This is a genomic window from Streptomyces sp. NPDC051310 (assembly GCF_044455245.1).
In the GTDB taxonomy this organism is placed as follows: domain Bacteria; phylum Actinomycetota; class Actinomycetes; order Streptomycetales; family Streptomycetaceae; genus Streptomyces.
In genome coordinates this window covers 201,278-214,732 of record NZ_JBITEO010000004.1, presented here as the reverse complement: position 1 = coordinate 214,732, position 13,455 = coordinate 201,278, and the positions used below count along the sequence as shown (strand labels likewise).

The window sequence follows — 13,455 nt, the reverse complement described above, 5'->3', positions numbered from 1 at the left end:
CGGAACGCCCGTGCCCCCCGCTCGAAGGGCACGGGCGTTCCGCTTGCCGCGGGTCAGGACGCGGCGGTCCGGGGCTCCGGCGCCGGGGCCGGGGAGAGGGCCGTCAGGGCCGCGTACACCAGGCCGCCGGCCAGGCCCGACAGGATGAAGCTGCAGTCCACGCCGCCGGTCAGCGCCAGGAGCGGGCCCTCGTACAGCGGCGTCGCCACGGACCCGAGACCCACCGCCGCGCCCAGCGCCCAGGAGGCCGCGGCGCGGGGCTCCCAGCCGGCGCGGAACCAGTACGCGCCGCCCCTCGCGCGGCGGTTGAGGACCTGGAGCGCCTCCGGGTCGTACACACCGCCGCAGCGGAGGTGGCCCATCAGCGTGATGACGGCCCACGGGGTGCCGATCGCGGTCAGCAGCAGCACGAACGACGTCATCGCCGACTGCGCGTCCCACGCGAAGTGCCCCAGGAACACGAACACCGTCGCGACGGCCGCCACCACCAGCGTGGCCGTGGTCCGCGTGGCGCGCGGCACGATGGCGTCCAGGTCGAGGCCCATCGAGTAGAGCATCAGCCCCGCGTTGCCGACCGACCCGGCGCTCGCGGCCAGGAGCAGCGGCAGCAGGTACCACGGGGCCGCGGCCGCCACCAGCGGTCCCGCGTAGTCCGCCCCGGCCCGCGCGGCCAGCGCGGTGAAGGTCCCGAACAGCTGCGGGATCAGCAGACCGGCGAGCAGGCCCGCGCAGGTCGCCCGCCACACGGCGCGCGGGCTGTGCCGCCGGGGCGAGACGTACCGCGTGTAGTCGCCGAGCAGCGTGATGAAGGCGATGGGCCCGCTCAGGCCCGCGGCCACGGCGGACAGCAGCCAGGTGGGCCAGAAGGAGCCCAGCAGGTACGGCGTGTCCGGCGGCGGCGCGGCGGTGAAGTCGCCCGCGTAGGCGACGATGCCGAGGGCGAGCAGCAGCGTCATGCCGATCGCCAGCGCCATGCTGAGCCGCAGCAGCAACCGGTAGCCGTACACGGCGGCGACCACCGTGCAGCCGGCGAGGAGCACGTACACGAGCGTGTGCGCCCCGGCTCCGGTCGGCACGTCGAAGAGGCGGGAGAGCGTGCCGAGCACCACATCGCCGCCGATCCACAGCGTCAGCGCGGTGTACCCGAGCGACAGCAGCAGTCCGACGACCGAGCCGACGAGCCGCCCGCGCACGCCGAAGAAGGCGCCGCTGGAGGTCGACAGGTTGGTCGCGGTGCGCAGCGAGACCAGGGCGAGCGGGGCGGTGACGGCCACGCCGGCGATCGTGCCGGCCACGATCGAGCTCACCGCGGGCCCCAGGCCGAGCCCGAAGGAGACCGGCAGCCAGCCGAAGACGATCACTCCCAGGCACAGGTTCGACCCCACCAGGATCGATATCAGGTCACGCGGGCCGCTGGTGCGTTCCGCTTCGGGGATGGTGTCGACTCCCCGCTGTTCGATCGGCATGCGCTGCTCCCTGCTGGCCGGGCGCCGGCTTCTGCATCGGTTTGAGTGTCGCTCTAATTGGAGCGACGCTCAATGTGACCCGGCCCTGTGCTGCCCGTCAAGGTTTCCCCCGAAGAAAAGCTGTGGTTAGAGTGGTGCTCAAACAGGAAGGTGTGGTGACGTGCGACTGACCCCCACGGAACGCGACCGGCTGCTGATCTTCAGCGCCGCCGAGCTCGCCCGGGCCCGCCGGGCCCGGGGCCTCAAGCTCAATGTCCCGGAGGCGACCGCCCTCATCGCGGACACCGTCTGCGAGGCCGCCCGCGACGGCCGCCGCCTGGCCGAGGCGATCGAGGCGGCCCGCTCGGTGCTCGGGCCCGACGACGTACTGCCGGGCGTCGCGGACATCGTGACCGAGGTCCACGTGGAGGCCGTCTTCGACGACGGCTCCCGGCTCGCCGTGGTCGGCGACCCCATCGGAGGAGGCGGCCGGGAGAGCGACGCCCCCGGCGCGCTGCTGCCGGGTCCGGAGCACTCCGACCCCGCGCCCGTGGTGCGGCTGAGCGTCACCAACACCGCGAGCGTGCCGGTCTCCGTCACCTCGCATTTCCACTTCTTCGAGGCCAACCCGCGCCTCGACTTCGACCGCCCCCGGGCCTACGGCATGCGGCTCGCCGTCCCCGCCGGATCGTCCGTGCGCTTCGGACCGGGCGAGAGCGACGAGGTCGGGCTGGTGCCGATCGGCGGCGACCGGATCGCGATCGGCTTCGCCGGACTGGTCGACGGGCCGCTGGACGCGCCCGGCGCCCGCGAGGAGGCACTGCGCCGCGCCGCCGCCTGCGGCTACCTCGGCGTACCGCGAACGACCGGACAGGAGGCCGGGCGATGAGCCGCCCCGGAGGCCACCCCGCCGAAGCGCGCCGCCTCACCCCGTACGAGTACGCCGCCACCCACGGCCCCCGGGCCGGCGACCGGGTGCGCCTCGGCGACTCCGGCCTCACGGTCCGGGTCGAGTCGGACGCGCAGCGGTACGGCGAGGAGTTCCTCGCCGGCTTCGGCAAGACGGCCCGCGACGGACTGCACCTCAAGGCCGCCGCCGTCCGCGAGACCTGTGACGTCGTGATCAGCAACGTCCTGGTGATCGACGCCGTGCAGGGCATCCGCAAGGTGTCCATCGGCATCCGCGAGGGCCGCATCCACGCCATCGGCCGGGCGGGCAACCCCGACACCCTCGACGGCGTGGACGTCGTCGTCGGCACGGGCACGTCGATCGTCTCCGGCGAGGGCCTCATCGCCACCGCGGGCGCCGTCGACACCCACGTCCACCTGCTGTCACCGCGCATCATGGAGGCCTCGCTCGCCTCCGGCGTCACCACGGTCATCGGCCAGGAGTTCGGCCCCGTGTGGGGCGTCGGCGTCAACTCGCCCTGGGCGCTGCGCCACGCCTTCAACGCCTTCGACGCCTGGCCGGTCAACATCGGCTTCCTCGGCCGCGGTTCGTCCTCGGACGCCGCGCCGCTGGTCGAGGCACTCGCCGAGGGCGGCGCCTGCGGCTTCAAGGTCCACGAGGACATGGGCGCCCACACCCGGGCCCTGGACACCGCGCTGCGCGTCGCCGAGGAGCACGACGTCCAGGTCGCCCTGCACAGCGACGGCCTGAACGAGTGCCTGTCGGTCGAGGACACCCTGAAGGTGCTGGAGGGCAGGACCATCCACGCCTTCCACATCGAGGGCTGCGGCGGCGGGCACGTCCCCAACGTCCTGAAGATGGCGGGCGTCCCCAACGTCATCGGCTCGTCGACCAACCCCACCCTGCCCTTCGGGCGGGACGCGGTCGCCGAGCACTACGGGATGATCGTCTCCGTCCACGACCTGAAGACCGACCTGCCCGGTGACGCGGCCATGGCCCGCGACCGGATCAGGGCCGGGACGATGGGCGCGGAGGACGTCCTGCACGACCTCGGCGCGATCGGCATCACCTCGTCGGACGCGCAGGGGATGGGAAGGGCCGGCGAGACCGTACGCCGGACCTTCGCCATGGCCGGGAAGATGAAGGCCGAGCTCGGCCCCCTGGAGGGCGACGGGGACGGCGACGACAACGCGCGGGTGCTGCGCTACATGGCCAAGCTCACCATCAACCCGGCGATCGCCCACGGCCTCGCGCACGAGGTCGGCTCGATCGAGACCGGCAAGCTCGCCGACATCGTGCTGTGGCGGCCCGAGTTCTTCGGCGCCAAACCGCAGCTCGTCCTGAAGTCGGGCTTTCCCGCGTACGGGGTCGTGGGCGATCCGAACGCCGCCACCGACACCTGCGAACCGCTCGTCCTCGGACCGCAGTTCGGTGCCCACGGCGCCACCGCGGCCGACCTCTCGGTGGCGTTCGTCTCCGGCGCGGCGGCGCAGCTCGGCGCCGACCGGATGCCCACGCGCCGCCGCCGGGTCGCGGTGCGCGGCACGCGCGGCATCGGCCCCGGGAACCTGCTGCTCAACTCCCGCATCGGCGACGTCGCCGTCGACGGCCGCACCGGCCTGGTCACCCTCGACGGCGAGCCGGTCCGCTCGGACCCCGCCGACTCCGTCTCCCTCAACCGCCTCTACTTCCTGTGAAGGACCACGCGATGTTCCGCATGCCCGCCGAATGGGCCCCGCACGAGCGCACCTGGATGGCCTGGCCCGGCCCGAACCCGACCTTCACGAACGACGAGGAGCTCGCCGAGGCCCGCCGCGCCTGGGCGTCGGTCGCCCGCGCCGTCCGCCGCTTCGAGCCCGTCACGATGGTCGTCGGACCGGGCCAGTCGGCCGGCGCCCGGGAGCTGCTCGGCCCGGACGTCGACCTCGTCGAGCGGGACCTGGACGACGCCTGGATGCGCGACATCGGCCCGACCTTCGTGACCGACGGCGAGCAGCTCGCCGCCGTGGACTGGGTGTTCAACGGCTGGGGCGCCGCGGACTGGGCGCGCTGGGAGCACGACTCCAAGATCGCCCGCCATGTCGCGGACCTCGCCGGCGTGCCCGTGCACAGCAGCCCCCTGGTCAACGAGGGCGGCGCCATCCACGTCGACGGCGAGGGCACGGTCCTGCTCACCGACACGGTGCAGCTCGGCCCCGAGCGCAACCCGGAGTGGACCCGCGAGCAGGTCGAGGCGGAGATCCACGCCAGGCTCGGCACCACCAGGGCGATCTGGCTCCCGCGCGGCCTGACCGGCGACTACGGCATGTACGGCACCCGCGGCCACGTCGACATCGTCGCCGCCTTCGCCCGTCCCGGCGTCGTCGTCGCCCACACCCAGCCCGACCCGTCCCACCCGGACCACGAGCTCTGCAAGGCCAACGTCGACCTGCTGCGCAAGCAGACGGACGCCAGGGGCCGCCGCCTGGAGGTCGTCGAGGTCCCCGCTCCGACCGTCGTGCAGGAGGACGGCGAGTGGGTGGACTACTCGTACATCAACCACTACCTCTGCAACGGCGGCGTGGTGCTGTGCGCCTTCGACGACCCGCGCGACGAGATCGCGGCCGGCATCTTCCGCCGCCTCTTCCCGGACCGCACGGTCACCCTGGTCGACGCCCGCACCATCTTCGCGGGCGGCGGCGGCATCCACTGCATCACGCAGCAGCAGCCGAAGGTCTGAAAACCGTTCGAGGGGCCGGCCGCGGCTGTGGCAGCCTGCGGCCATGCCCCTGATCGAGCACGGCGGCCGCGACTACGCGCTGCAGATCATGTACGCCTTACCCGACGACGCCTGGTACCTGGAGCTGTACGACGTACCCCGGCACCGGCTCCTCGCCCTCGCGATCGTCCCCGACGAGGACCCGCGGCGCGAGCCGACGGTCTGCTTCCACCCCGGCCCCGACCCGGACGTCGAGCACCACGAGGTGCCGTACGAGGTCATGCGCTGGTTCCTGGACCAGGTCGAGGCGGAGATCCGCACCAGCCGCGGCTGGATGCGGCTGCGACCCCGGCTCGTGGAGATCGTCCGGCAGCTGCGCGAGATCTACCAGGGCGGCCCCCGGGACGAGGAGTACCCGGCGCTGACGGTGATCCTGCGCGAGCTCGTCGCCGAGGAGGAACTCGCCCCGGTCCTGGAGGGCGCCTTCGGCGAGCTGCCCGACCCCGGCCTGCCGGAGGCGTCCCCCGCCGAGGTCGCCGCCCTGCGCGCGCGCCTGGCCGGGGACGGCTGGACGATCCCCGCCGACGACCTGGAAGGATCGGGTACAACGTACGAGTGAATGAACCCCGTCCGACCCCCGCCCCGGCGCCCGCCGCCCGGCGGCGGGGCCGCAATGCCGCGCCACCGCGCGAAGAGGTGCTCGCCGCCGCCATGGAGACCATCGCCGAGCGCGGGCTCGAAGGGCTCACCATGGCCGGGCTCGGGCGCGAGGTCGGGATGAGCAGCGGGCACCTGCTGTACTACTTCCGCACCAAGGACGAACTGCTGCTGCAGACCCTGGAGTGGAGCGAGGGCCGCCTCGGCGCCGAGCGCAGCGCGCTGCTGTCCCGGCAGGCCGTGCCGGTCCGCGAGCGGCTCGCCGCCTACGTCGACCTGTACGTGCCCGACGGGCCCCGCGACCCGCACTGGACGCTGTGGCTGGAGGTCTGGAACCGCTCGCAGAACGCCGACGCGGACGCCCGCTCCCGCCAGGCCGCCATCGAGGGCGCCTGGCACCGCGACCTGGTTGCGCTCCTCGCCGAAGGCGTCTCGCACGGCGAGCTGCGGCCCGTGGACCCCGACCGGTACGCGGCCCGGCTGCGGGCCCTGCTCGACGGGTTCAGCGTGCACGTCGCCGTCGGCATACCCGGGACGAGCCGCGCGCAGGTGCTGGACCACGTCCGCGAGTTCACCGAGCAGACGCTGCTGCCGTGAGCCGGCCGCCGCCCCCGTGGGGCCGGGGCGGCCGGCGGGCGCGGGCCGGTGGAGGCGTGGCGGCGGTGCGACCGCATCGTGAGATCCGTGTCCGTGCGTCTTCACATCTGTGGCAGACTGCCCGCGTGCTTGCTACCGCCATGATTATGGGCAGCAGCGCGCCGGTCCGCAGTGACCGCTGAACCCGCGGCAGAACACCCGCGAGCGGCGGACACCGTGCCCCAGACCCGCGCGCAGACCTCTCGCACCCGCGAGGGGTTTTTTCGTTTTCCGGCCCCACCCCGGCCGAAGGCGAGCGGCGCGCGACGATGGGGGCAGGTGGAGCGTTTCTCCCCCGAGCCCGGTACCGCCGGACCAGGGGAGACCCCCAGAAGCCGTTTCCCACAGGAGCCAACACCGTCATGACCACGGAGACCGACAGCCGTTCCGTCGACGACAGCTTCCATGTCTTCGACACCACGCTGCGCGACGGTGCCCAGCGCGAGGGCATCAACCTCACCGTCGCCGACAAGCTGACCATCGCCCGGCACCTGGACGACTTCGGCGTGGGCTTCATCGAGGGCGGCTGGCCCGGCGCCAACCCGCGCGACACCGAGTTCTTCGCCCGCGCCAAGAACGAGATCCGCTTCCGCAACGCCCAGCTCGTGGCCTTCGGCGCCACCCGCCGGGCCGGCGCCCGAGCCGCCGACGACCCGCAGGTCAAGGCGCTCCTCGACTCCGGCGCCCCGGTCGTCACGCTCGTCGCCAAGGCGCACGACCGGCACGTCGAGCTGGCCCTGCGCACCACCCTGGACGAGAACCTCGCGATGGTCGCCGACACCGTCTCGTACCTGCGCGAGCAGGGCCGGCGGGTCTTCGTCGACTGCGAGCACTTCTTCGACGGCTACCGGGAGAACCCCGCCTACGCCAAGGCCGTCGTCCGCGCGGCGCACGAGGCGGGCGCCGACGTCGTCGTGCTGTGCGACACCAACGGCGGCATGCTGCCCGCCCAGATCCAGGCCGTCGTCTCCACCGTGCTCGCCGACACCGGCGCCCGCCTCGGCATCCACGCCCAGGACGACACCGGCTGCGCGGTCGCCAACACCCTGGCCGCCGTCGACGCCGGTGCCACGCACGTCCAGTGCACCGCCAACGGCTACGGCGAGCGCGTCGGCAACGCGAACCTCTTCCCGGTCGTCGCCGCGCTGGAGCTCAAGTACGGTCGCAAGGTCCTGCCCGAGGGCGCGCTCGCCGACATGACCCGCATCTCGCACGCCATCGCCGAGGTGGTCAACCTGACCCCCTCCACGCACCAGCCGTACGTGGGCGTCTCCGCCTTCGCGCACAAGGCCGGGCTGCACGCCTCCGCGATCAAGGTCGACCCGGACCTGTACCAGCACATCGACCCCGAGCTGGTCGGCAACACCATGCGGATGCTCGTCTCCGACATGGCCGGCCGCGCCTCCGTCGAGCTCAAGGGCAGGGAGCTCGGCATCGACCTCGGCGGCGACCGCGAGCTGGTCGGCCGGGTCGTCGAGCGCGTCAAGGAGCGGGAGCTCAGGGGGTACACGTACGAGGCCGCCGACGCCTCCTTCGAGCTGCTGCTGCGCGCCGAGGTGGAGGGCCGGGCGCGGCGCTACTTCCGTACGGAGTCGTGGCGGGCGATCGTGGAGGACCGCCCCGACGGTACCCACGCCAACGAGGCGACGGTCAAGCTGTGGGCCAAGAGCGAGCGGATCGTCGCGACCGCGGAGGGCAACGGCCCGGTCAACGCCCTGGACCTGGCGATGCGCGCCGGTCTGGAGCGGATCTACCCGCAGCTCGCCAAGCTGGAGCTGGTGGACTACAAGGTCCGCATCCTGGAGGGCGTCCACGGCACCCAGTCGACCACCCGCGTCCTGATCACCACGACCGACGGCGCCGGCGAGTGGTCCACGGTCGGCATCGGCGAGAACGTCATCGCCGCCTCCTGGCAGGCGCTGGAGGACGCGTACACCTACGGTCTGCTGCGGGCGGGCGTCGAACCCACCGAGTGACCGGCGTCCGCCGCACCCGGCCGCGCCCGCTCAGGCGTGGTCGGGTTCCTCGATGGTGAAGATCTGGTCGAGGCCTACGACGCGCAGGATCCGCACGGTGTTGTCGGGTACGGCGGCGAGGGCGACGTCCGCGCCTGCCGCCACCGCGTGGTTGCGGGCTGCGAGAAAGGCGGTGATACCGCTGGAGTCGCAGAACCGCAGCCCGGCCAGGTCCAGCACGAGCCGCTCCCCGGCGTCGAGGGCGACGTCGTTCAGGGCTTCGCGGAACTGGGGCGTGGTGCGGAAGTCCAGGTCGCCGTCGATGCGCAGCACGGCTCCGGACGCCGTGGGCGCGTGGATGATCTTCAGCATGGTGTCGTCAGGGTGGGGTCGGGAGAAGGGCTGCCGACGACGGGAGCGCCGAGCGCGAGCACGGCGGTGTCGTCATCGAGACCCTCACCGAATCCGTCGAGCAGATCGGCGACGGCCTTGACCGTGGCTTCGGCGCCGCAGGGTGCCAGACCGGCGGCGAAGCCGAGAAGTGCCTCATCACCGTAGCGCCCGTCACCGGTCCGCGCCTCGGTGAGTCCGTCGGTGTAGAGGACCAGGGTGTCGCCCGGGCCCAGAACCGTACGGGCCACGGAGAAGGCGGGGTCGGGCAGTATGCCGATGAGCACGCCGCCCGGGGTCGGCAGGTAGGTGGCGCCGCCGTCGCCGCGCAGCACCAGCGCCGACGGGTGGCCGCCGCTGGCGAGGGTGACCTCGAAGCCGTCCGCGCCGTCCGGCCCCCGGTGGTCGAGCACCCCGAAGATGGCGGTGCAGTAGCGGGGGTCGCCCGCCCGGTACCGGTCGGCCAGCACGGTGTTGAGTGTCTGCAGCACCGCCCGCGGGTCGGGGTCGTTCATCGCGGCGGCCCGCAGGGTGTAGCGGGCCAGCGAGGTCACGGCGGCCGCCTCGGGGCCCTTGCCGCACACGTCGCCGAGGAAGAAGCCCCAGCGCCCGCCGCCCAGGGCGAACAGGTCGTAGAAGTCGCCGCCCAGGTGCTCCGGGGAGGCGGTGTGGTAGTGGGCGGCCGACTCCAGGCCCGGCACGGCGGGCAGGGCGGGCGGCAGCAGGCTGCGCTGGAGCGTGGCCAGCACGTCCTGGAGGCGCTGGCGGTCCTGTTCGGCCTGGCGGCGGGCCTCCTCGGCGACCTGGCGGCCCCGCAGGAGCTCCTCCTCGTACGACCGGCGGTCGCGCGCGTCGATGACGGTGGTGCGGATCAGCAGCGGCTGGCCCGCGTCGTCCCGCTTGACGGTGGAGGTCACCAGCACGGGCAGCCGGCCGCCGTCCGCGGTCCGCAGCTCCATGGCGATGCCGCGCACCTCCCCCTGGAGGTGCAGCAGCGGGGCGAAGTGCGTCTCGTGGTACAGCTTGCCGCCGACCGAGAGCAGGTCGGTGAACGACCGGCGCCCGACCAGGTCCGCGCGGTGGTGGCCGAGCCAGGTCAGCAGGGTGGTGTTGACCTTGGCGATGGTGCCGTCCATGAGGGTGGACAGGTACCCGCACGGCGCGTTCTCGTACAGGTCCTCGACACTGTCCTCCAGGAGCGTCGCGAACAGCACGTCCCGGTCCGCGGCCGTCCAGCCGCCGATCCGGTCCGGCTCCGCGGCGCGGGTCACTGCACGTCCTCGACGAATTCGATGATCGCGGCGGCGGTCGCCTGCGGGGCGCTCAGCTGCGGGCAGTGACCGGTGGCGTCCAGCGTCACCAGTCGGCTGCCCGGGATCGCGGCGTGGACGTACGCGCCGACCTCGCGCGGGGCGATGACGTCCTGGGCGCACTCCACGACCAGGGACGGCACGGTGACCTTCGCCAGGTCCCCGCGGCTGTCGGTCAGGAAGGTCGTGCGGGCGAAGACCCGGGCGATCTCCGGGTCGGTGCGGCAGAAGCTGTTGGTGAGTTCCTCACCGAGCTCGGGGCGGTCGGGGTTGCCCATGATGACCGGCGCCATCGTCGCCGACCAGCCGAGGTAGTTGGCCTCCAGGGACTGGAGCAGCTCGTCGATGTCCTCGCGGCTGAAGCCGCCGCGGTAGCCCTCGTCGTCGATGTAGCACGGCGAGGGGGTCAGCAGCACGAGCTTGCCGAACCGCTCCGGCTGCCGGGCGAAGGCCACGACGCCGATCATGGCGCTCACCGAGTGGCCGACGAACACGGCGTCCCGCAGGTCGAGCTCCTCGCACACGTCCAGGACGTCCTGCGCGTATCCGTCGAGCGAGCCGTACCGCTCGGCGCTCCAGGCGGACAGGTCGGACTTGCCGGAGCCGACGTAGTCGAACAGGACGACACGGAAACGTTCCGCCAGAGCGGGCGCCACGAGCCGCCACAAGTTCTGGTCGCAGCCGAAGCCGTGCGCCAGCACGACCACCGGTCCGTCCTCGGGGCCGATCACCGACACGTTGTTCCTGCTGCGGATGTCCATGGTGGGCAATCCTGCCACTTGTGCCGCCGGCACCTCGAAGTCGGCGACAGGGGTTCTTCTCACACTCGTATGTCTTGTTTATGCGCATTCGGGTAGCGTCGATGATATGAGGACCAGGCCGTTCCCCTTCTTGTCGGCCCTGGCCGGGCTGGCACTGATCCTGCTCATGGCGTTCGCCCCCTCAGCAGGGGCCGCCACGGGCCTCGACGACGCCGCGGCGGCCCTGAAGAAGGGGCCGGTGTACGTCCACCCCGCCGCTGCCGACCAGCTCCCGCCCGCCGAGGCGGACGCGCTGGCGGAGCGGATCAAGAATGCCGACAAACCGATCTTCGTAGCGGTACTGCCCGCCACGAACGAGTTCCCGCCGGACGGACTGCTACGCAACCTGCGCTCCGAGACCGGCATCACAGGCGTGTACGCGATCCGGCTGGGCGACCGGTTCACCGCCGGCGCCGACCGGACCGTCCTGTCCAACCAGGCGGTCCAGAACATCCTCAGCTCCGTCCGCCAGCCCGGCGTCGACGCCGACACACAGCTCAACGACTTCGTCGGGCAGGCCCTGCCGAGCACCCGCGGCTCCGCACCCGGCTCCTGGACCGGAGTGCCGGGTGACGACGTCCCGGTCGGCGGGCTGATCACGCTCGGCGCCGTCGCGGCCGCCGGCACCGCCACGGTGGTCGCCGTCCGCCGGCGCAGGAAGCAGCGGCTGGAGGCCGAGGAGCGCGAGGCGCTCGACCGGCTCCGGGTCGTCGTGGACGAGGACATCACCGCGTACGGCGAGGAACTGGACCGGCTGGACTTCCATCCGGCCGAACCGGGCGCCGACGACGCGATGCGCGCCGACTACGAGCGCTCTCTGGACTCGTACGAGAAGGCCAAGACCCTGATGGGCCAGGCCCGGCACCCCCATGACGTCAGGGGCGTGACCGAGGCCCTGGAGGACGGCCGCTACGCCCTGGCCGTCCTCGCCGCCCGCCGCGAGGGCCGCCCGCTTCCCGAGCGGCGGGCACCCTGCTTCTTCGACCCGCGCCACGGCCCGGCGGCCACCGAGGTCCCGTGGGCCCCGCCCGGCGGCGCGGCGCGCGAGGTGCCCGTGTGCGCGGCGGACGCGACCCGGCTGGAGCAGGGCGAGGCCCCGATGGCCCGCACGGTCGAGACCGAGTACGGCCGCAGGCCCTACTGGGACGCCGGACCGGTGTACGGCCCGTGGGCGGGCGGCTACTTCGGCGGCGGCCTGCTGCCCGGCCTGCTCGTCGGCACCATGATGGGCTCGATGCTCGCCACCCCGGCGTACGCGACGGAGTACGGCGGCGGTGACTTCGGCGGCTTCGAGGGCGGCGACGTCTCCGGCGCCGACTTCAACGCCTCCGACTTCGGCGGCGGCTGGGGCGGAGGCGGCGGAGGCGACTGGGGCGGGGGAGGTGGCGGCGACTTCGGCGGCGGCGGGTTCTGACGCCCCGCTCGGAAACGAGGAGGCCCTGGAAACAAGGAGCGCCCGGGAGAAACAAGGAGGCCCCGGAAGCATGGAGGCCCCGGCCCATCCCCTCCGGCCGGGGCCTTCCACCTGCAGCAGTCAGCCCCGGTCGGTGAGGAACGCGGTCCAGGCGGCGGGGGAGACGGTGAGGATGGGGCCGTCCTGGACCTTGGAGTCCCGGACGTGGACGGCGGCGGGGTGAGCGGCGACCTCGACGCAGTCTCCGCCCTCACTGCCGCTGTAGCCGGACTTGCGCCAGGCGTAGGCGACTTCGACGCAGGCGCCGCCTTCGGGACCGCTGTAGCTGGACTTGTACCAGGTAAGTGCTGCTGCGGGTGTCATGACTCTCCTGCCAGATCGTCCAGCAGGCCCATGCTCTCCTCGGGGCTCAGGGCCTGTGACCGCAGCATCCCATACATCTGGTGCAGCACACTGACCTCGTCGGGGTCGTCCACGAGGAAGCTGACCCGTTGGCCTTCGATATAGGCCAGTTGATCGTGGTCCGGGGTCTCCAGCAGCACGATCGGGCCGTTGAGCCCGGCGTGCTTCTCACGGGCGGTCGGCATCACCTGGACGCCCATGAAGGGCAGTCCGGCGCAGCGGCGCAGGTGGCGGATCTGCTCACGCAGGACGTGGCGGCCGCCGAGCGGCTGTTCCAGCACAGATTGCTCGATGATGAAGTTCATCATCGGCGGCCAGGGCTTGCGGTCGAAGAGCTTCTGCCGGTCGAGCCGGGCCGAGAGCCGTTCCTCGGCGTCGTCCGTGCTGATCGGCGGGTAGAGGGAGGCGAAGACGGCCGCCGCGTACCCCTCAGTCTGGAGCAGTCCGGGCACCAGCTTCTGCTCGTACCACAGCAGCGTCAGCGCCTGCTGCTCGTGCTCGATGAAGTCCCGCGCGAACGCCGGGTACCGCTCGCGCTCCGGCACGCGCGCCACGCCCGCCGCCAGCACGCCCCGGCCGCCCAGCATCTGGTCGAGCTGCTCGGCCAGGTCGTACTTCAGCGGTCTGCGGCCCTGCTCGATGGAGGCGATGGTCTCGGGGTGGATGCAGAGCCGCCTGGCCAGCTCGGGCTGTGTGAGGCCCGCGGCTCTGCGGAGCTGCCCGAGCTGCGCACCGATGAGGTGCCAGGTGGCGTTCTTCCTGGGCTTGGTCGCTGGGTGCATGGTCGCCCTCTTCCCACCCGCTGGAGTACATGACGCGGTCAGGAGCCGTACAAGTG

The 13,455-nt window shown here is 72.7% G+C and carries 13 protein-coding genes; 7 read left to right on the top strand and 6 right to left on the bottom strand.

From position 1 onward, the window contains the following. Nucleotides 1-53: 53 nt before the first annotated feature. Nucleotides 54-1,466, bottom strand: a complete 1,413-nt coding sequence (locus ACIA79_RS08050; RefSeq protein WP_399427297.1) for a cytosine permease — start codon at nt 1,464-1,466, stop codon at nt 54-56. 160 nt (nt 1,467-1,626) lie between these two features. Between ACIA79_RS08050 and ureA the strand changes: the two genes are divergently transcribed. From ureA to cimA, 6 genes are all read left to right on the top strand, one after another. Continuing rightward, on the top strand, nt 1,627-2,334 hold the full coding sequence (gene ureA / locus ACIA79_RS08045; protein ID WP_399427296.1) for an urease subunit gamma: 708 nt from the start codon (nt 1,627-1,629) through the stop codon (nt 2,332-2,334). Next, nucleotides 2,331-4,052, top strand: coding sequence for an urease subunit alpha (locus tag ACIA79_RS08040; RefSeq protein ID WP_399427295.1), 1,722 nt, complete (start codon nt 2,331-2,333; stop codon nt 4,050-4,052). The genes ureA and ACIA79_RS08040 overlap by 4 nt, the downstream gene beginning before the upstream one ends. A gap of 11 nt (nt 4,053-4,063) precedes the next feature. Then, nucleotides 4,064-5,074: an agmatine/peptidylarginine deiminase gene (locus ACIA79_RS08035; protein WP_399427294.1), complete on the top strand. Its 1,011-nt coding sequence runs from the start codon at nt 4,064-4,066 to the stop codon at nt 5,072-5,074. A 43-nt stretch (nt 5,075-5,117) separates the two neighbouring features. Then, nucleotides 5,118-5,672: a hypothetical protein gene (locus tag ACIA79_RS08030; RefSeq protein WP_399427293.1), complete on the top strand. Its 555-nt coding sequence runs from the start codon at nt 5,118-5,120 to the stop codon at nt 5,670-5,672. A 92-nt stretch (nt 5,673-5,764) separates the two neighbouring features. After that, nucleotides 5,765-6,307, top strand: a complete 543-nt coding sequence (locus ACIA79_RS08025; protein WP_399427491.1) for a TetR/AcrR family transcriptional regulator — start codon at nt 5,765-5,767, stop codon at nt 6,305-6,307. A gap of 401 nt (nt 6,308-6,708) precedes the next feature. Continuing rightward, on the top strand, nt 6,709-8,322 hold the full coding sequence (gene cimA, locus ACIA79_RS08020) for a citramalate synthase (protein WP_399427292.1): 1,614 nt from the start codon (nt 6,709-6,711) through the stop codon (nt 8,320-8,322). A gap of 30 nt (nt 8,323-8,352) precedes the next feature. On the opposite strand, the gene ACIA79_RS08015 is transcribed toward cimA, so the two are convergent. The 3 genes from ACIA79_RS08015 to ACIA79_RS08005 are packed head-to-tail and all read right to left on the bottom strand — an operon-like array spanning nt 8,353 to nt 10,762. Continuing rightward, nucleotides 8,353-8,673 carry an STAS domain-containing protein gene (locus ACIA79_RS08015; RefSeq protein ID WP_399427291.1) on the bottom strand — a complete coding sequence of 107 codons (321 nt, stop codon included), beginning with the start codon at nt 8,671-8,673 and terminating at the stop codon, nt 8,353-8,355. Further along, nucleotides 8,667-9,962 (bottom strand): PP2C family protein-serine/threonine phosphatase, encoded by a 1,296-nt coding sequence (locus ACIA79_RS08010; protein WP_399427290.1) that lies wholly within the window; start codon nt 9,960-9,962, stop codon nt 8,667-8,669. Before ACIA79_RS08010 ends, ACIA79_RS08015 begins: the two co-directional genes overlap by 7 nt. Continuing rightward, nucleotides 9,959-10,762, bottom strand: coding sequence for an alpha/beta fold hydrolase (locus ACIA79_RS08005; protein WP_399427289.1), 804 nt, complete (start codon nt 10,760-10,762; stop codon nt 9,959-9,961). The genes ACIA79_RS08010 and ACIA79_RS08005 overlap by 4 nt, the downstream gene beginning before the upstream one ends. Before the next feature lie 106 nt (nt 10,763-10,868). On the opposite strand from ACIA79_RS08005, the gene ACIA79_RS08000 reads away from it, so the two are divergent. Continuing rightward, entirely contained in the window at nt 10,869-12,215 is a 1,347-nt protein-coding gene (locus ACIA79_RS08000; RefSeq protein ID WP_399427288.1) for a hypothetical protein, read from the top strand. Between the two features lie 120 nt (nt 12,216-12,335). Here ACIA79_RS08000 and ACIA79_RS07995 read toward each other — a convergent pair whose 3' ends face one another. Together ACIA79_RS07995 and ACIA79_RS07990 are read right to left on the bottom strand one after the other, a co-directional pair. Beyond that, on the bottom strand, nt 12,336-12,578 hold the full coding sequence (locus ACIA79_RS07995; RefSeq protein ID WP_399427287.1) for a DUF397 domain-containing protein: 243 nt from the start codon (nt 12,576-12,578) through the stop codon (nt 12,336-12,338). Continuing rightward, on the bottom strand, nt 12,575-13,399 hold the full coding sequence (locus ACIA79_RS07990) for a helix-turn-helix domain-containing protein (RefSeq protein WP_399427286.1): 825 nt from the start codon (nt 13,397-13,399) through the stop codon (nt 12,575-12,577). Before ACIA79_RS07990 ends, ACIA79_RS07995 begins: the two co-directional genes overlap by 4 nt. Between the last annotated feature and the right edge of the window lie 56 nt (nt 13,400-13,455).